Origin of the sequence: Halovenus halobia (assembly GCF_051414135.1) — an archaeon.
Classification (GTDB): domain Archaea; phylum Halobacteriota; class Halobacteria; order Halobacteriales; family Haloarculaceae; genus Halovenus; species Halovenus halobia.
The window spans coordinates 73,091-90,752 of the sequence record NZ_JBLKOA010000005.1 but is presented as its reverse complement, the minus strand read 5'-3'; the positions used below and the strand labels follow the sequence as shown (position 1 = coordinate 90,752).

At 58.8% G+C, this 17,662-nt stretch carries 13 protein-coding genes; 9 read left to right on the top strand and 4 right to left on the bottom strand.

Annotated elements, in window-relative coordinates; all coding sequences use genetic code 11:
• Nucleotides 1-278: 278 nt before the first annotated feature.
• Entirely contained in the window at nucleotides 279-893 is a 615-nt protein-coding gene (locus tag ACMGFM_RS12205; protein ID WP_436902910.1) for a helix-turn-helix domain-containing protein, read from the bottom strand.
• Nucleotides 894-1,274: 381 nt separating this feature from the next.
• On the opposite strand from ACMGFM_RS12205, the gene ACMGFM_RS12200 reads away from it, so the two are divergent.
• Nucleotides 1,275-1,859 carry a DUF8121 family protein gene (locus ACMGFM_RS12200; RefSeq protein ID WP_436902909.1) on the top strand — a complete coding sequence of 195 codons (585 nt, stop codon included), beginning with the start codon at nucleotides 1,275-1,277 and terminating at the stop codon, nucleotides 1,857-1,859.
• 438 nt (nucleotides 1,860-2,297) lie between these two features.
• Here ACMGFM_RS12200 and ACMGFM_RS12195 read toward each other — a convergent pair whose 3' ends face one another.
• Nucleotides 2,298-2,462, bottom strand: coding sequence for a hypothetical protein (locus tag ACMGFM_RS12195; protein ID WP_436902908.1), 165 nt, complete (start codon nucleotides 2,460-2,462; stop codon nucleotides 2,298-2,300).
• Between the two features lie 347 nt (nucleotides 2,463-2,809).
• On the opposite strand from ACMGFM_RS12195, the gene ACMGFM_RS12190 reads away from it, so the two are divergent.
• Entirely contained in the window at nucleotides 2,810-5,323 is a 2,514-nt protein-coding gene (locus tag ACMGFM_RS12190; protein ID WP_436902907.1) for an efflux RND transporter permease subunit, read from the top strand.
• A 555-nt stretch (nucleotides 5,324-5,878) separates the two neighbouring features.
• Nucleotides 5,879-7,591 (top strand): hypothetical protein, encoded by a 1,713-nt coding sequence (locus ACMGFM_RS12185; RefSeq protein ID WP_436902906.1) that lies wholly within the window; start codon nucleotides 5,879-5,881, stop codon nucleotides 7,589-7,591.
• Nucleotides 7,592-8,557: 966 nt separating this feature from the next.
• Here the strand turns inward: ACMGFM_RS12185 and ACMGFM_RS12180 are convergent.
• Nucleotides 8,558-9,778, bottom strand: coding sequence for a tripartite tricarboxylate transporter permease (locus ACMGFM_RS12180; RefSeq protein ID WP_436902905.1), 1,221 nt, complete (start codon nucleotides 9,776-9,778; stop codon nucleotides 8,558-8,560).
• Between the two features lie 99 nt (nucleotides 9,779-9,877).
• Between ACMGFM_RS12180 and ACMGFM_RS12175 the strand changes: the two genes are divergently transcribed.
• The 3 genes from ACMGFM_RS12175 to ACMGFM_RS12165 all read left to right on the top strand — a co-directional run bounded on the left by ACMGFM_RS12175 (nucleotide 9,878) and on the right by ACMGFM_RS12165 (nucleotide 13,034).
• Entirely contained in the window at nucleotides 9,878-11,029 is a 1,152-nt protein-coding gene (locus tag ACMGFM_RS12175) for an NAD-binding protein (RefSeq protein ID WP_436902904.1), read from the top strand.
• A 112-nt stretch (nucleotides 11,030-11,141) separates the two neighbouring features.
• Complete coding sequence (locus ACMGFM_RS12170; RefSeq protein WP_436902903.1) at nucleotides 11,142-12,737, top strand: HVO_2922 family protein; 1,596 nt, start codon at nucleotides 11,142-11,144, stop codon at nucleotides 12,735-12,737.
• 51 nt (nucleotides 12,738-12,788) lie between these two features.
• On the top strand, nucleotides 12,789-13,034 hold the full coding sequence (locus tag ACMGFM_RS12165; protein WP_436902902.1) for a hypothetical protein: 246 nt from the start codon (nucleotides 12,789-12,791) through the stop codon (nucleotides 13,032-13,034).
• On the opposite strand, the gene ACMGFM_RS12160 is transcribed toward ACMGFM_RS12165, so the two are convergent.
• Complete coding sequence (locus ACMGFM_RS12160) at nucleotides 13,035-14,039, bottom strand: matrixin family metalloprotease (RefSeq protein WP_436902901.1); 1,005 nt, start codon at nucleotides 14,037-14,039, stop codon at nucleotides 13,035-13,037. It lies immediately after the preceding gene.
• A gap of 493 nt (nucleotides 14,040-14,532) precedes the next feature.
• On the opposite strand from ACMGFM_RS12160, the gene ACMGFM_RS12155 reads away from it, so the two are divergent.
• From ACMGFM_RS12155 to ACMGFM_RS12145, 3 genes are all read left to right on the top strand, one after another.
• The gene (locus ACMGFM_RS12155) at nucleotides 14,533-14,739 is read left to right on the top strand and encodes a glycine zipper 2TM domain-containing protein (RefSeq protein WP_436902900.1); all 207 of its coding nucleotides are present in this window, start codon (nucleotides 14,533-14,535) and stop codon (nucleotides 14,737-14,739) included.
• Nucleotides 14,740-14,809: 70 nt separating this feature from the next.
• A complete protein-coding gene (locus ACMGFM_RS12150) occupies nucleotides 14,810-16,276 on the top strand; it encodes an MATE family efflux transporter (RefSeq protein ID WP_436903059.1) in 1,467 nt (488 codons plus the stop codon).
• A 78-nt stretch (nucleotides 16,277-16,354) separates the two neighbouring features.
• Nucleotides 16,355-17,620, top strand: coding sequence for an MFS transporter (locus ACMGFM_RS12145; protein WP_436902898.1), 1,266 nt, complete (start codon nucleotides 16,355-16,357; stop codon nucleotides 17,618-17,620).
• Nucleotides 17,621-17,662 lie beyond the last annotated feature (42 nt).

Genomic DNA, 17,662 nt, shown 5'->3' with positions numbered 1-17,662 from the left:
GTCGGACCGTAAATAAAAGCCCCGCAGATCTGCGGAGATACAGCGAGGGCCACACGCACCCACTCTAGAGACGCTATGGGACTGCTTCATATCCTATTTGGATACTCTGACGACGAGAGGAGTACCGAGGAACCGCAGGGGAGTAATTCCTCGAATCACGACGTAAATCACTGCAACAGAGTACAGTGTCGAAACTGCGGTCGGTACCATTCGGGACGGTCGGAACTATGCCCGTACTGTGGCTCCGGTAACCACGTCCGTGATGGACCGCCACCGATTTAATCGCTCTCACTGGTAGCCAATCTGGTCATGACTGTCCGTTCAGCACGACGGAGAAGTTCACCCGCCGTCCCAGTCGAACAGTCGAGTCTAGCAGCGACATCTTCGAGCGTCGCGTCTCGAGGTTCGTGATAGTAACCACTCGCGACAGCTGCGTTGACAGCCTCTCCCTGTCGTGGGGTGAGTTCGAGCCGTGAGTCGAGTCGCCCTGCGAGAAATTCACCCACACCTAGAATCTCCACGTTCATCATATCCGGAATCGAGCGTACTGCGGTCTGAACCGGTTTCGCCGGCCCAACAGCCGTAAGAACGACTGCACCGTCGGCCCGGTACTCGATAGGTGGTAAAATTAGCAGTCCCGGTTGATCGAAGGCCCCCGCGAACGCGCGTTCTGTCGCTTCCATCTCTTCGCTGACGTACAAGTAAAATGAGCCGTCCGGGCATGGCGCTATCTCAAAATCGATGACAGACGACCGGTCAGCTAACTCATTTGCGAACGGCGTTGTCGGCCCGTCGACGTGAAACAACGCAGCCTGGCTGTCTCCCGAGTACTGATTCCGGGACAGGAGTCTCGTTTGTTCGTAATCTCGATGATCGACCACGAACTGATGCATCGGGTGTCTCTCCGACGTCTCCTGTTCGATACGCACTTCCAAATACCGCATATTGTTGAATAGTGCTTACAGGTCGTACTTTTTCCTTTTCATTTTACAAGTAGTTCTCTCAGGCCTCGGTCGAATTCTCAAATGAGTGGTCTGACAGAGGAATTCCAGCAGTGGTCCCCGCAATCTGTGCAATAGTACATCGCTGTTCAGAGTCGTTCCTGCTTACGCACGTTCTCAGAGTCCAGCACCAGTCCTGTCTTGAACTGGAGTTTCCAAATCTCTCGAGGGGGTCAATCTGCAATTCTGAATGCAACCCCTGTGAGACGATATCATAAAGTGGCCATTTACGCGTACACAGGCGTTTCCCGTGGGGCCAACATTGCGTCTAGCATGAAACGACGAGCTATTCTCGCGGCTGCCGGAAGCGCTGGCGCCGTGGCCATGGCTGGTTGTGCCCGCCTGGGTTCAGAGACAATCTCGAACCCAGCTGAGGAACAGGCGTCTGACGGTGAAACGACCCTATCGTTTCAGGCTGATAATGGCGATCAAGTGGCGTCACTCACAGTACGGCCCGCCGAGCAACGATTTAGCGGACACGGTGGGCAGCAGATTCCTGTTGATATTGCAATCACCCATCCAGAAGAGACGACAATCACAGGTCTCAGCCTCTCGCTTCGAGCACCGCCTTCCGGAACGGGCTTAGCGGAGGTCGCTATCGAGACACCCTTCGGAGCCCCGAATCCGTCTCTCGAATTATACGAAGCCGACGATGGTGCCACAGCGCTTGCCATCGACGATATGGGCACATCTGGAGATGGAACAGTCCTTTTCAAGTTCTTGTTACTCGGGGTCGGTGACGCGACCTCGGAGGTCGAAGTTGACGCTGAGATCGGCCTGTCAGAGACGGGTATGTTGAGCAACGAGTATACGCTCAAGGGATTGACACTCGTCTCTCTTCCTGGCGGTAAGACGTAAGCACCCTTGGCAGTCATCTTACTCGAAAATTGAATCACCGGTTCGGTTGACGAACGCTTCAGTGCAGACTGACTCATATTTCGCCCGTCCCCGAAATGTGCCTTCTATTCGGCACGAGATCAAGCACCTACACGACGGACAGTAGCAGGCTGGCCGATACGGAGGTTCTGCGCAACAGAGAAACTTAGTTCACTTCAGACAGTAATTGGTGAAAACCGGTCTGTTGGTCGGCACGAAAGCCTATCCTTCGGGCTGTATCTGTGGCTCATTATTGAGAGAATGAATTCGTCGATAGCTCCGTACAAATGCATATAACAGTCCGAAAACTGCGCCAATACCCAGCACTGCAGGGCCAACGCTCATCGAGATTTTGGTTGGTGTCGATGGGAACAAGATAGCGTATAATTGGCTGGTTCTGTACCGCTCACACTACTTTAGCTAGCTCTTCTGGTATTCACGCTGACCACGAAGGAGCACTCCCAGACCGAACAGCGCAACAATCCCTTGTGCTGCAAATGATTCGATGATGACCACGGAACCAAGCAGAAACAGCCCCACGATTATCAGCCCAATCGCCCCGTATCCCCGTATCAAGTCATCCATAATCTAGTCCTCAGACGTTCGTGGCTCACGCATATTCGCGCGTGGAGCATATTCACAGATTGGCGGACAGACTAATAACAGCCTACACAGCGTCTCACACTCCGAAACAGAGAGCGTCGACGTGCTCGTGGACCTCGAAGAATCGAATGCGGACGTGCGCATCAGTCGTTATGTGAAAAAAAGCGTTGCATGACGTGATGGGTATAGGTAATAAAAAGAATCCCACTCTCTGTACTCGTTAGCACCATCGCTATTCATTTCTGTATAGCTAGATAGATTGTTTGCTCTATTCTGGATAGCTAGCTAACACTAATAGAGAGATACACAACATCCAGTCTAACATGCCGATGCGAAACATCATAGGACGGATCGTCAACTTCGTCACAGAACACAATCGAATTACACTGCTGTTGATGCTGGTGCTGACGGGTGCAGTTGTCGCCGGTGTCTCGCAGTTGGACACGGGCAGTCAAGCAGGCGCTTCAGCGGACCAGTTCGACCACCTTGACAGAGTGCAGGCGAACCAGTATATCGAGGACACGTACGCGAGCACCTCGCAGAGACAGCAGAATCGAACGATACAGTCAGTGTACGTCTGGGACGAGGACGGAAACACCCTCTCGAAGACGTCACTCCTCGACGGACTCCGGTACCAAAGAGAAATCCTCGCTGATGAGACCGTCCAGGAGACGTTGCACGATGATGGGGTGCGTGGGATCGAGAATCTGGTCGCAAAGCGGGCGGCAGATGACGTAAACGCCACGCTCGATGAGCAAATCACGGCGCTCAGCGAGACGAGCCCAGAAAACGTCGAACGGCTGGTCAAGCAGGTTCTCGCAGAGAATCCCCGCGCACAGCGGTTCCTGCCGAGCGACCACGGCGAGGCAACGACCTCTACTGACCGACGGACGTTCGTCGCATTCGACACTGGAGACGGTGTCGACGAGCAGATGCGAGAGAACGCGAGCACTACACTGTACAACACAGCTCAGGAGTACTCTAACCACATCGTTCTGAATGCTGACGCCAGCGAACAGGCACAGCAGCGGTTCTTCCAGGAGATGGTCGAACTCGTGGTGCCGATTGCACTGTTGGTCATCCTGAGTATTCTCGTTTTCGCGTACCGTGATCTCGTTGACGTTATCGTCGGGATGACTGGCGTTGTGCTCTCGGTGCTGTGGATGTTCGGGCTACTGGGGTGGCTCGGCGTCGCTGCGGGCATTGTCAGTATCGTCCCTGTCGTGCTCATCTCGGGACTGAGCATCGACTTTGGATTCCACATCTTCAACCGGTATCGCGAACAGCGCGGCCCCGAAGAGGGAATCCGCGAACCGATGAACCGCGGCGTTCGGCTGGTGACGACGGCGCTCGTTCTGGTGACAATCACTGCCGCTATCGGCTTCTTGGCGAATCTCACCAACCCACTCCCGATGATCCGCAATCTCGGTGTAAGCATCACGCTGGGGGTCATCTCGGCGCTGGTTATCTTCACCACCGTGGTGCCAGCACTGAAACTCTCTCTCGACGGACTGCTCGAACGAGTGGGACTCGACCGGCGGCAAGCGGCACTCGGCCACGGGAGCTATCTCCAGCCAGTGCTCGAAGCCAGTGCAACGCTAGCCCAGCGAGCAGCACCTGTCGTGCTTGTGCTCGCTGTCGTGGTCGGCGGTCTCGGCGGCCTCGCATGGACTGAACTCGATCAGGAGAGTTTCCAAGGCGCTGACGGCGACGTTGCGGAGTGGAAACAGCAGATTCCCGGCCCAGTTGGGTGGGAGCCAATCGAGGTTACCGAGCAGAGCCAACACGTCGAACAGGTCTACCAGCCAGCGAGTACAGAGAGCGCATTCAAATCACAGATACTGATCGAAGATGATGTGACGAGCGACACGACCCTCGAAGATATCGACGACGGTGTCGCAACGGTTGCTGACGAGGGACTGCTGGTGACGCAGTCGAGCGCGTCGGCAGAACGCTCGCCGCTCACCGCAATGGAGGCCGTTGCGGCTGAAAACGAGAGTTTCGCTGCTGTCCTCAAAGAGCACGATACTAACAGCGATGGGATTCCTGACGAGAATCTAGAGACGGTCTACGACGCGTTCTACACGGCCGACAGCGCGACAGCCGAACAGGTCATCGAGCGGACCGACGGGGAGTACCGCTCGATGCTGGTCACGCTGTCGCTGACCACCGACTTCACGGAGGTAAAATCGACGGCTCCAACACTCGAAGAAGCGGAAGAGACGATGGAAGGTGAGGGTCAGCGAACGGCAACCCTCGCCGGTTCGGTGGGTGTCAACGACGCCTTCTTGGACGAAGTCGTCGGCGGAATCTTGCTCACGATGGTAGTTGCGCTGCTCGCGGTTATCGTGACGCTGATGGGCGTTTTCCGGGCGATGCACGGTAGCGCGACACTTGGAGCGGTCGTTTCAATCCCCATCACACTCGTCGTCGCGTTGGTCATCGGCGGGATGTATCTGCTCGAAATCCCACTGACGATACTCACTGCATTGCTGATGAGTCTCGCCGTCGGGCTCGGCATCGACTACAATATTCACGTTGGTGACCGGTTTGCCGACGAACTCGATGCAGGGGCAACACAGATGGAAGCGCTGTATGCCGCCGTCACCGGAACCGGTGGTGCGCTACTCGGAAGTACACTCACCTCTGCCGGAGCCTTTGCGACGATTGCGCTGGTTCCACACCCACAGCTCCAGAGCTTCGGGAGTATCGTTGTCGTTGCCTTGCTCACCTCGTTCGTCGTGAGTCTGGTGGTGCTGCCGAGCGTGCTCGTGCTGTGGAGCCGGTACACGGACGGCATTCAGAGCGTGACCGCTGAACCAGAACCGATTCCACAGGACTGAGGCTGTCGGCTCTTCGTCTGCGTCATGGGGAGTGTCTCGCAACTGGAAGAGTCTGTACGCTGCGATAATCGTGACAGTCCCACTCCCCGCAATGTGCCTTTTATTGGATTTCATTGCGTCAGATACAATGTAGATATAGATAATAAGGAAAATTCGCTGTTCTGGGCTTAGAACCCTCATTACAATATTTTAAATTGCAGTGGTACCCGAACACAGGGCGGTCACAGTCAGTGCTTTCAATTCAATTTTTTACACGACTCTGTTGGAATATTCAAGAACTGGGAGGACCGGCGTGCGAGATACAGAGAAAGGCACCCCGCCTAACGAATCTATTAAATTACATATAATATGATGTAGCCACCCATAACTGCGACGACAGTCCAGAAAAGATACTGTACTAATTGTTTCTTTTGCTCGGTATTGAGTTCATCGCTTGACATGGTTTGATATTTGTGTAACCCACGGTTAACCCGTTGAGGTGTTGCTGGTCATGAAACGCTGACTGAGGGTTTGTTATGAGCGAGTGCGTGGGATATTGTAGAGGTAGTACCCTCCATGTCCCCGCTTTCGAATCACGACAGCAGTGAGAGACAGACAACTCAGAGTCGACGCCGATTTTTACTCGGCGTCGGTGCTGCAACAGCAGCACTGGCTGGTTGCGCGAGTAGTGACGAGTCCGATGATGACGAACCGGCTGACGATTCCGAGACAGATTCATTCGACCCGGCGAGTGACCTCTCGTACGGACAGTGGTTAACAACGGCTGCAGACGGGATGCTATTCGCATACGCGAATCTCGAAGCCGCGCCCGCCAACGACGAATCCGGCGGGTCGCTCAATGAGTCACTCGACGACCCACTAGCAACATATCCGCTCGTGATGAGTCAGACAATAGTTGGTCTCGGTCAGCTTCGGCTTTCGTTTGCTGGGCTTACGCAGGCGCTTACTCCCCAAGCAGAGTCCGAGTCGACGGTAAACGAAATTATCGTCATCAATCAGACCACTGTTGCACAGGGAACATTTGCGACTGACAGACTGGCTGAGTTGTTGACCGAGCAGACGGACGAGACGTGGGGTATTGCATACGAGCAGACCCAGACACTCAATGGCTATGACCAGTACGAGCCTGCAGAGGTACCTGACTCGTTCAGTAGCGAGCCGCCCGTCATAGCAGTTGCTGATGAGTCAGTGGTGGTCAGTGCAGACGTTGCGCAACTGGAACGGATGGTTACTGCTGGAGATGATGGACAGCCACGTATCTACGAATCAAATGACACAGTCACCCAGTTGCTCGAACAGGCCGGTTCCGGTGACCTTGTTGTCGGTAAGATTGGCACACTGCCAGATGACGCGTTCAATGGTGAGGAGATGTTCGAGACGGATCCGCAGTTCGAGCCCCAATCCGGCGAGGATGTTGTTGCAGCGGTTGACTTCGGCGGCGACAGCGACACGGTCGACTCGCAGTTTGCACTGGCTGCCGAAGATATTGCGGAAAGTCGACAAGAAACAGTCGAAACAACGTTCGGGACGGCAGCAGTCGATGAGTCAGTATCAGTTGACGTGAGCGACGACCGTATCACTGCTAGTGGGACCTACAGCATTGAGAGCCTGGGCCTGACGAGTGGTGACGGCTCCAGAGATGAGGAACTCTCGCAGACGGAAGCTGCGGAATTAGTATCTCCGGACTCACTGGCGTTCCAGTACGAGCCATTACCTGGCCAGCAGTTCGGAGAACTCTGGGTCGAAGTCACAGAAGAAACCGACGCGGCGGCGATTCGACTGGAAACTGACTCAGGAAACTATACAGAAATTCGACCACAGGGGCGGTCCGTCAGCGCACATGACAGTGTTGCGGTCCAAGTTGATCCGGACGGAGACTCGGTGACCGTCTTTGCGGTCAACGACGAGGGTGCAGTTGGCGAACTCACGACGCAGTCTGTCCCCACAGAATCGCTGTCTGAGACAGCGGCCAACCAGGCAGTTCCGACAGATGCGGTCTCGTTCAACTACGACTCGCCGGATGCTGGTGATTTTGGCTCGCTCACTATCGAAGTGGTCGCAAACATCGAAGCTGAGACACTGGTCGCACAACCGCAGGAAGCACCCGGGGTATTTGCTGACCGCGTTGGTTCAATAGGAACAGGGGAGTCGGTCGATGTCGGTACGACGCTGGAGACAGCCGTCGAACCAGAGGGTGATACGGTCATCGTATACGGGACTGTGGACAACGCGACCGGTGAGGTTGCGCGCTGGCAGGGGCCGGACTGACCTGCTCACAGCACTGAAGATGTGAGACAATAAAGTGTCTAACCCCATTTTGTTGGCTCTGGGGAAGAGAGGCTCCCCGTCTACATAGGTGGCCAACGCAATGTGATTCAGCTGTGTCAGCCGAACTGAGTCTCGAAGGGATTTGGTATCCCGCCGCTGATTTTGAATCCTGTCGTTGTTGTGGTCCTTCCGAGCTGCTGCTCCTGAGCGACTGCCAACGGTCAGGTGTGGCTCTCTCGAAGGAGTTACTTCGCCGATGAACCGTGTGTGATAGAGAACCTCTGTAGCGGGTTAGAAAGGACGCCAAAACAAAGAGTCGCAGCCGTTAGCCACAAGAGCACCGCAACGCCGAACGCACCGAGTTCAAAACAGAGTACTCCAAGTACTCCATCTGTCGCGACCAACGTGACCGGATACAGCGCAGTACGGGTCCGAGTGGTCATCGGTATTCCTCGGCGTCAATCACAGCATTAGCAGATATCGTGATCCATTCGGTCGGTGGTACGGAACACTCGATTGCAGGTCGGTCAGTCACTAACGTGACCGTCCCTGCTTCCTCGTTTACCAGCATCTCAGCCTCCTGCGCTTTTGAAGCCGGAATTGTTCGTCCTGAGGACATCGTATGTAATTCATCCTCGTCAACTCTCCTGTAAGATTACTCTAGCCACACTGAACCAGAGAGTTCGGGGTACTAGCTATGCAGAGTATCGAGAGGCGTGATTGCTCTACGTTAATCCGATGGCAAGTGTAGCCTAACGATGTCGGAATCTCAGCGAGACTTATCCGGCGGCTGAGTAACGACCAATACCACCTGTCTCTATGCGACGCCGATGCTGATCACGTCGATAAAAAATACTCACGTTGCGCCGGCCTGTCATATATGATCGTGTCCCAAGCGTCTCAGGCAGTCACGGGAGACTCCGTGATCGCCGTCCGAGCAATCTACTCGTAGCTGCCTGATGTAGCTCACAGCGCCAGCGGGACCAGTAACACCCCCATGCACGTCATCCGCCGCGTTCCGAACCGTGCAGGGAGCAACCCAACGAGCGTCGCCACGGCGAAGACACCGACGCCGACGAGACCTGTGAATCCAAAGACGAGTACGCAGAGCAATCCGAGCACCGAAAGTGAGAGTACAGTCGTGTTCACCGAGCCAACGGCGGCGAGATACCGGTCGCCGAGCGCGAGGACGAGCAGAAAGCCCGCGCCGGCGGCGACGGCAACCGTACAGAGCAACACCGGAAGCCGGAGCGGTACCTGGGTTCGTTCGAGGGCAACAAGCACGCCGGTTCGGGGCTGGCCGAGCGAGACGAGCGCAAACAGCGCGAAAACGGTGTTGGCTGTGTTGACACCGCTGGAGGTGATGACGAATGCTCTCGGTCCGTACGCAGGGAGGACAGCGAGTGCTGCCGCGGCGGCGATTGCACTCGAAATGCCTGGCAAGTAACCGACCACCGCGCCAGAGAGCGTGCCGAGTAGCCCGGCGGCGAGGATGAACCGTCGGGTCGTCGTCACGGCCGGGTCCGCCTGCTCTGGCACGCCCGCGCCGCCAATCGCCTCGATGAGTACTGGTGCGCCAAAGAGACCAGCGAACAGCGGCGCGAGCATACTTCCTGCCGGCAGGAGTCCACCCGTGGGCACGTCGAGTGTCAGTACGCCCAGCGCGCCGCTGGCCCCGACGACGAGAGCCGCGCCGAGACGCGCTCGGGTCGTTCGCTCGGTCATGATCAACAGAAAGCAGACGCCGCCGAGGACAACGGAGAGGTTGGCGACGACGAGCGGGTAGAGCCAGCCCATTCCCTTGGTAACAGGAAGGGCAAGCGGAATTGCGAACCCGACGGCAAGGAGACTCCCCAGCGCGGAGAGTCGGAGTGCTTCGCGGCCACGCCCCTCTAAGACGAGACGGTGACCCGGTAGAGCAGTGGGTGCCATCGTCGGGTCCGGAACGCCGAGTGCCAGCGCCGGCACGATGTCCAGAAACGTGTGGACAACTCCGGCAGCGAGCATCGCAACACCAACGTACAGTGGTTGGGCGGGGATTGCCGGCGCAAAGCCTGCGAGCAGGAGCGCAAAGTTGTTGGCGTGGAGGCCGGGGACGAGTCCGCTACACGTGCCGAGGGCGACACCGGCGAACAGGAACGCAAGCACCGTCAGCGTCGTCTCGGGCGTGAAGACGAACTCCACCATCGTCGAGGCATGGCCCCCTTATCTGACTTAAACGTACGGGAGCTGATACAGCCGGTGCGATGCGGTAAGGTTTACTGCGCGCCTCGTCAGTGAACAGGTATGGACCGGTCGGTACGGAAAGTGAGCCAGATATACACCGCGCACGCAGCTGTCGTCGCGTCAACGCTGGTTGCAGTGCTGTCGCTCGCAACCGGGCTGACGAACATCGCTGTCGGCGTGACCATCGGCGGCCCACTGTCGCCGTTTGTGCCCGACCTGATTCGAGCGGCTGCGGGATTCACCGGCGCACTGACCGGCTTTTTGATGCTGTTGAGTACGTGGGCGTTGCGACACCGCCAGCGCGTGGGCTGGTACGCGACGATGGTTCTGTTGCCAATCACGGCCGCCCAGGGACTCGTGCAGGCGAGCGTCTACTCGCTGCCGCTGGTTGGGCTGTCGCTGTTGTCGATACCGACGCTTGCGTTCAACTACCATCGATTCGACCGCCCGGCAGCCCTCTCGACGACACAGATTGCGGCGCTGCTTGCGCTGTCGGGCACGCTGTGTTACGGCACCGCTGGCACCTACAGCCTCCGAGAGGATTTCGGACAGGTCAATTCCGTCCTTGACGCATTCTACTACACAGTTGTCACTGCGAGCACTGTCGGCTACGGCGACGTGACGCCGCTGACTCAGGAGGCCCGGGTCTTCTCGCTATCGGTGGTCGTGCTCGGGACGGCGAGTTTCGCAGTCGCACTGGGGTCGGTGCTCGGACCGGCAATCGAGGCACGCTTCGCACACGCACTCGGGAACATGACAGATACAGAGTATGACCTTCTCGAGGATCACGTCGTGATTCTCGGCTACGGCGACCTGACAGAACCGATTATCGAAGAACTCGGCGACCAAGAATTCGTCATCGTGACCGGCGATACGGACGTCGTCACGCAGTACCGTAACCGCGATATCAGGGTCATCAGCGGCGACCCGAGCGACGAACAGCCCCTGCACGACGCTAATATCGAACACGCCCGAGCAGTGATTGTCGCCACCGAGAACGACGCCCAAGACGCCTTCGCCATCCTGACAGCGCGAGAACTCAGCCCTGATGCCCGAATTATCGCCGCCGCGACTGCGCGGGAAAATATCCAGAAACTCCGTCGAGCAGGCGCTGATACGGTTCTTAGTCCTGCGCTCATCGGCGGGCAACTGATCGGCCGGTCCGCGCTCGATAGCGATGGAGCCGAGGGATTGATCAGCCAGTTTACCTGACGAGCCGGGCGACTACCTCACAACCTGAGAGGTCTGGGGGAAAACGACCTTCTCCCCGTGGTCTGAGTAGTGTAGTCCAAATACTAATTATCCCTCCGTTTGTGGTAACCATATGGGAACTAGTGACAATAACCCGCTGGTCGATGCGTATCAAAACCGGATCGGAGTCCCATCGACCGGCGACGAGGCGTACGGCTACTGGGTGTTCGTACTCGGTGTATTAGCTGGATTTGTCGGCATCGCACTGGTGATGCTGAGCCAGGAACCAGGTGAGTCGATCCGTGGGGTCGGTATCGCCGTCGCGGCAATTGGCCTCGTTTTGCTGTTGATCGGCCCGATTATTCGACTCCCACTGAAACGTGGGGCAACGATTCTCTCCTACATCGGCGGACTCATCGCTGTAGTTGGCGTGGGTTGGTTTTTCGTCGCGTTTCAGGCAGGCAACTGGGGGGCAGCCTTCGAGAACAGCGAGGTACTGATTATCGGTGTGTACGGACTGGGCATCTTCGCCATCGTCCTCGGGAGTATCTTCGTCCCGCTGCTCACCAGCCCCCGCGAAGAGCAGATGGCTGCCGAAGACCGAGCGGCAACGGCTGAATCGCAGCGCGACGCGGCGCTCGAAGAGGCCAAACAGCGTGCCCAAGAAGCCGAAGCAGAGGCCGAACGAGCGCGAGAGGAAGCGGAACGTGCGACTGCCGCAGAGAGTGAGCGTGCACGGCTGGCGGCCGAACTCGAACAGATCGAGGCCAGCCAATCACAGTTCGAGCTCTACACTGACAACGGTGGGAAACACCGCTGGCGACTTCGACACCAGAACCAGAACATCATCGCTGACAGCGCGCAGGGATACAGTTCTCGACAGAGCGCACAGCGTGGGCTCAGCGCCGTTCGTCGGGATAGCTTCGGTGCCTCCGTGGTCGACCTCGACGAACTCGAAGCGCCAGTCGAAGTCGATGAAGTCGACGACGCCGTCGAAGGCGACGACGCACCCGAATTTGTCGAAGAGGCGACCAGCAAGGCCGACTTCGAGACCTACGAGGACAAGGGCGGCGACCAGCGCTGGCGGCTCCGGCACAACAACGGCGAAATTATCGCTGACTGCGGCCAGGGCTACAGCAGCACTGACAGCCGTGACACCGCAGTCGAACGGGTCCGTGCCTACGCCCAGTCGGCGGATTACCTGCGTATCGACCCCGCTGCCTTCGAGCTCTTCGAGGACAAGGGCGGCAAATACCGCTGGCGACTGCTGCACAAGAACGGCAACATCCTCGCAGACAGCGGACAGGGCTATGCCTCCCGGCAGAAAGCCCGACAGGGAATCGACAGCGTCAAGCGAAACGTCGCAGCTGACGGCAACGCCGAGTTCGAGGTGTACGAGGACAACGCCGGCGAGTACCGCTGGCGGTTGACCCACCAGAACGGCAACATCATCGCCGACTGTGGCGAAGGCTACACCTCCAAGAGCGGGGCCGAGGACGCCGTCGACCGAATGACGGAGTACGCCCCCGAGGCGCACCATCTCGACATCGGGAGCGCAGCATTCGAGATTTACGAGGACAGGGGCGGCAAGTGGCGCTGGCGACTCCGACACCGCAACGGCAAGATTCTTGCCGACAGCGGGCAGGGCTACGCCAGTCGTGGCGGTGCCGAGGACGGTATCAACAGTGTCAAACAGAACGCACCGAACGCCGGTGTGACCGCAGAGTAGTCGCCCACGCAGCCGTCGTGTTTTTTATATCGCACACTCCAAGTGACGAGTATGCAGGAACTGAAGACGACGCTACGGGAGGCCTTCGAGCAGGCAGGCTACGATGTCGAAGATGTCACGACTAACCGCAAGCGAATCGAAATTGCGGTCCGGGACCCAGAGGCCAGCGGCGAAAAGCTCCGAGAGATCACCTACGAGGCAATCGACGAGGACGACGTACTCGGGTTCAATGTCACGACGGAGTCGACCGCAAACGACGAAATCAACACCGTCGTGTCCTTCCGGTACCGGGGCTAGCTATGCTGTGGGCGTCTCGGGCGATTCGATAACTGGTTGTTCCGCGTCGAACGCCCGAACGAGTCCGAGAGCAACAGCAACGTCCCGCAGCTGAATCACCTCGGTGCTGTTGAATGTCTCCGTGTACTCGATGGCCGAATCGAGTTCCGACTGCCGTGTTTGGCCATCGGCGCGAGCACTGGCCGCCAGCGCAGTTGCCAGCCCCACAGCCACGACGAGTCGACGCCGCAATCTGTCGAACAGTTCCCGAAGCGTCTCGAAGGCGACGGTCTCCACGTCGACGGTGGCTTCGAGGATGTCGATTTCTTCCGACGCGGCGTCGAGACGGGTAACGAACGCCTGCAGGTCCGTCGCAGCTATCTCGAGCGCCAGCGCTGCAGCCTCGTATTCGCCGTCGTTGTAGAGTCCGATTCCGTAATTCAGAATGGGCGTGGCCTCGCTGGCACGGTCGTGGATATCGCGGACGGTCTCCCAGACGTCGACACGGCGAGCGTACTCGGGAATGCGGTCCGCTGGGCGGTTCGACATGACGTTGGCTGGCGCGTCGTTGTGGCGGAGTCCGAGAATGTGGCCAATCTCGTGTTGCGTGGTTACGCGGATTGCGCCGGGTGGTCGGGAAGCGGCGACGACGCGGGCGGTGATTGGACGGCGCTGGACCGAGCCACCGTCGAGTACGGGTGCACAGCCGAGTACTTGGGAACTGTAGTTGGGGACGTTCTCACAGCCGGCGGGACTGTCGCTGTAGGCGATGACGATATCCGGTTCGTCGTTGTTACCCTCGAATTCGACGGGAAAGCCGGCGTACTGCTCGCTGTGTTCCTCCCAGAAAGAGAGCGCTGCTTCGGCGAGTGCGTCGAGGTCGTGGGGGCTGGTGCTGTCGGCCCGAACTTGGACCGACTGTGTCTCGCCGGCGAGGGGATGTTCGCTGCTCGTGGGAGCAAGCCCGAGACAGCCAGCCGTGGCGGCCCCGGCGCCAATCGCGGTCAGCAGCGTCCGCCGTCGCATACACATCGTTCGACGCGAATGGTTGAGAGCGTTGCGGTCGGCCGTTCCGGCGGTGTTTACTTTAGGAGGATTTGGTGGTGTCTTGCCTGGAACAACCAGAAAGCCCCGACACTCTCGACTCCCGGGTGGTTCGAAAGACGGCAGAGCCGTCTTTCGTCATCACGAGAGAGCGAAGCTCTCTCGAACGACCTCGCTGTGCGCGCTCCCTGTGGTCGCGTGCTTACTTCGGCCGGGTTCGTCGAGAGTGTCGCCCCTTTCAGTCCCTCCCTGTGGCTTGTGACACAGGCCACCACGGGTGGGACTGAAAGGGGCCGTCCGCTTGCTCTGTCCCGGACGCAGCAAGCACCGCAGTGAAACGAGGAGCGCAGCAAGTCCCGGACAGGCAAGCGGGCGGGGGCTTTCTGGTTCTTGAAACCTGTTGTCGCTTAACTAAACACCACCGCCGTTCCGTGCCCAACTGTTTTATACGCTAGCTGAGAAGTGTAGCGCTGTTATGAAAACAAAAGCACGACTCAAACGGGCACTACTACGAGCACGGTACGCAGCGGTTGGCGCCGCGGTCGGTGCGGCACTGGGCGGACTGGTTGGGCGCAGTCCCGCGAGCACGGGTGGCGCAACCGGTGCCCTGCTCGGAGCAGTCATCGCAGAGAAGCGATTCGACGCCAGTGGCATCGTCGACGAAGTCCGTAGCGAGGACTGAGGCGTCGGTTTGATGGGCTCGGACGCCTAATCTGTCGGCAGTGCCAGAAACCGAGCGGAAACGAGTCGATATGACGACCGGGGCCATCGCCCCGAAGATGGTCTCTCTGGCGTGGCCGCTGGTACTTGGCAATCTCCTCCAGACGGTGTACAATCTCGCGGATATGTTCTGGGTTGGGCGAGTGAGTTCCGACGCAGTCGCCGCTGTCTCGCTCATGTTTCCGCTGACGTGGCTGTTCGTTTCAACGGCAATGGGTGTGACCGCCTCGACCATCGCGCTCGTGTCACAGTACGTCGGTGCTGACGACGACCGACAGGCTGACCGGGTTGTCGGGCAGACAATTCTGATTGCGCTTGCCGTCTCGGCAGGGTTAGCGACGCTTGGGTGGACGTTCCGCCGACAGATTCTCGCGCTGATTGGCGCGGAGGGAGCGGTGTTTACCCAGTCGCTTGCGTACATCGAGGTTATCTTCTTTGCGCTGCCGCTGACCTTCCTGTTCTTTGCGTTCCGGGCCTCGCTACAGGGGGCCGGGGACACGAAAACGGCAATGTGGTTGGTCGTCATCTCTGCGGGACTGAACGTCGTTATCGACCCGATATTCATCCTCGGGTGGGGGCCAGTCCCGGCGATGGGAACCCGCGGCGCGGCGTGGGCAACCTTCCTCTCGCGGGCGCTCGCTGCCGGTGCCGGTGTTGGGCTCCTGCTGCAGGGTGGCTTCGGCGTCCGGTTGCGAATCCGTGACCTGGTCCCGAATCCGACGCTGCTCAAAAAACTCCTCTCAGTCGGCTATCCGGCAACAATCGACGGCTGGGCGCGGAGTTTTGCAGCCGTGACGATGGCCGCCTTCGTCACTCCGTTCGGGACGGCCGCCATCGCTGCCTACGGAATTGGACTTCGACTGATGTCTGTGTCGTGGTCAGTCGCGGGGGCCGTCGGACAGGCAGCAGCGACGGGTGTCGGCCAGAATCTCGGGGCGGAAACACCCGACAGAGCAGGGAGGGTCGTCTGGGTCGGGACCGCCGGAACGATGGGGCTACTGTTCGCTGCCGGTGGCCTCTGTGTGTTGCTCCCAGAGTTCATGATGGGCATCTTCGTCGACGACCCCGCGGTCATCGCCGAGGGGAGGACTTTTCTCTACGTCGTCGCGCCATTCTGGGCGCTGTTCGGCGGGACGATGGTTATTCAGGGCGGATTCCGGGGCGCTGGCCAGACCAAAGTCGCAATGGGACTGTCCTTTCTGGCGCGGTGGGTGTTTCGGATTCCTGTGGCTATCGCGCTTGCATTCTCGACGATTGCGATTCCGGGAACAGCAGTTGCCGTCGAGGGACTCGACATCGGCGTCCTGGGCGTCTGGCTTGCCTTCTCCGTCGGTGCCACGCTGACGTTCATCATGGCTGTTCTCTGGTTCCGTCGTGGGAACTGGACCGACGGAGTCATCGACGAGTCCGAGCCAGCAGTCGAGGAAGTTGGAACCGGAGACGAAATCGAAGAGATGAGCGTCGAAGCCGGGCCACAGCCAAAGGAGGAGGACGACTGAGCGAGCCGGGACCAGAACTATCTAAGGGATTGCCACCCTACGCTGGATAATGAGACGGCCAGAGGTGTCACAGCGTCTATGAGAACGCTGTTCGGTGTCAACCCGCAGGTCATTGCGCTCGCGCTGGCGCGGATGTCCGAGTCGGTGGGCAACTCCTTTCTCATCGTCGTCCTGCCGCTGTTTATCGCGAGTGACTTCGTCAACGGTGGTACCTTCGGGCTGACCGAGGTGGCGCTGACCGGCGTCGTGCTCTCGCTGTTTGGCCTCGTCAACAGCCCACTGCAACCGTTTACCGGGCGGCTCTCGGACCGGACTGGGCGCCGGAAAATTTTCGTTCTGTTTGGCCTGTCGATTCTGGCCTGTGCGAGTTTCTCCTACTCCTTTGTCACCGCCTACTGGCAGTTGATTGGCCTGCGCGTGTTGCAGGGTATCGCCGGTGCGTTCATCATCCCGACGACAGTCGCACTGGTCAACGACCTCGCGACGGAGGACAACCGCGGCGGGAATATGGGGACCTACAACACCTTCCGGCTGGTCGGCTTTGGCGTCGGCCCAATCGCTGCCGGGGGTGTCGTTGCGGCCGGCCCGTACAACCTCCCGGTGGTCGGCCAGCTCAGCGGCTTCGACGCCGCGTTCTATTTTGCGGCCTTCACCGCGACGCTCGCGTTCGTCCTCGTGACGATTCTCATCGACGACCCGGACATCGAACCGACTGGAGACGATAGTCAGTCGACCAGCATCGCCGTGCTGGACCCGACGGGTAAACACGTCCTCGACCCGGTGTTCACCCTCGGCGTCATCTCGTTTTTCATGGCGATTGGAATCGCTATCTTTGCGACGCTCGGAGATATCGTCAACCGGCGTCTCGACCAGGGACCGACAATGTTTGGCCTGCAGTTTGCTGCCTTCGTCCTCGCACAGATTCTCCTGCAGGCCCCGATCGGCCGAGCAACAGACTTCTACGGTCGCCGGCGGTTCATCGTCATCGGGATGGCGTTGCTCGTGCCGACGACGGCCGTCCAGGGAGTGGTGCTCGACTCGTGGGTGATGTTCGGCGCGCGGTTCGCACAGGGCGTTGCCGGCGCGATGGTCTTTGCCCCGTCGCTTGCACTCGCCGGTGACCTCGCCTCCGACGCTGGGTCGGGAACGACGCTGTCGGTGTTGACGATGGCCTTTGGTTTCGGCGTCGCAGCAGGCCCGCTGTTGTCGGGTTTTCTGGTCAGTTTCGGCTTTCACGTCCCGTTTACGCTCGCCGCAGGACTGGCCGCCGTCGGGACGGGACTGGTCATCACACAGGTCGAGGAAGTCCGCACGCCGGGTCGGACGGCGAGCGCGGACGACTAACCGGTCTCGAAACACATTTATTCCGCGTTGACTGACTAGTCA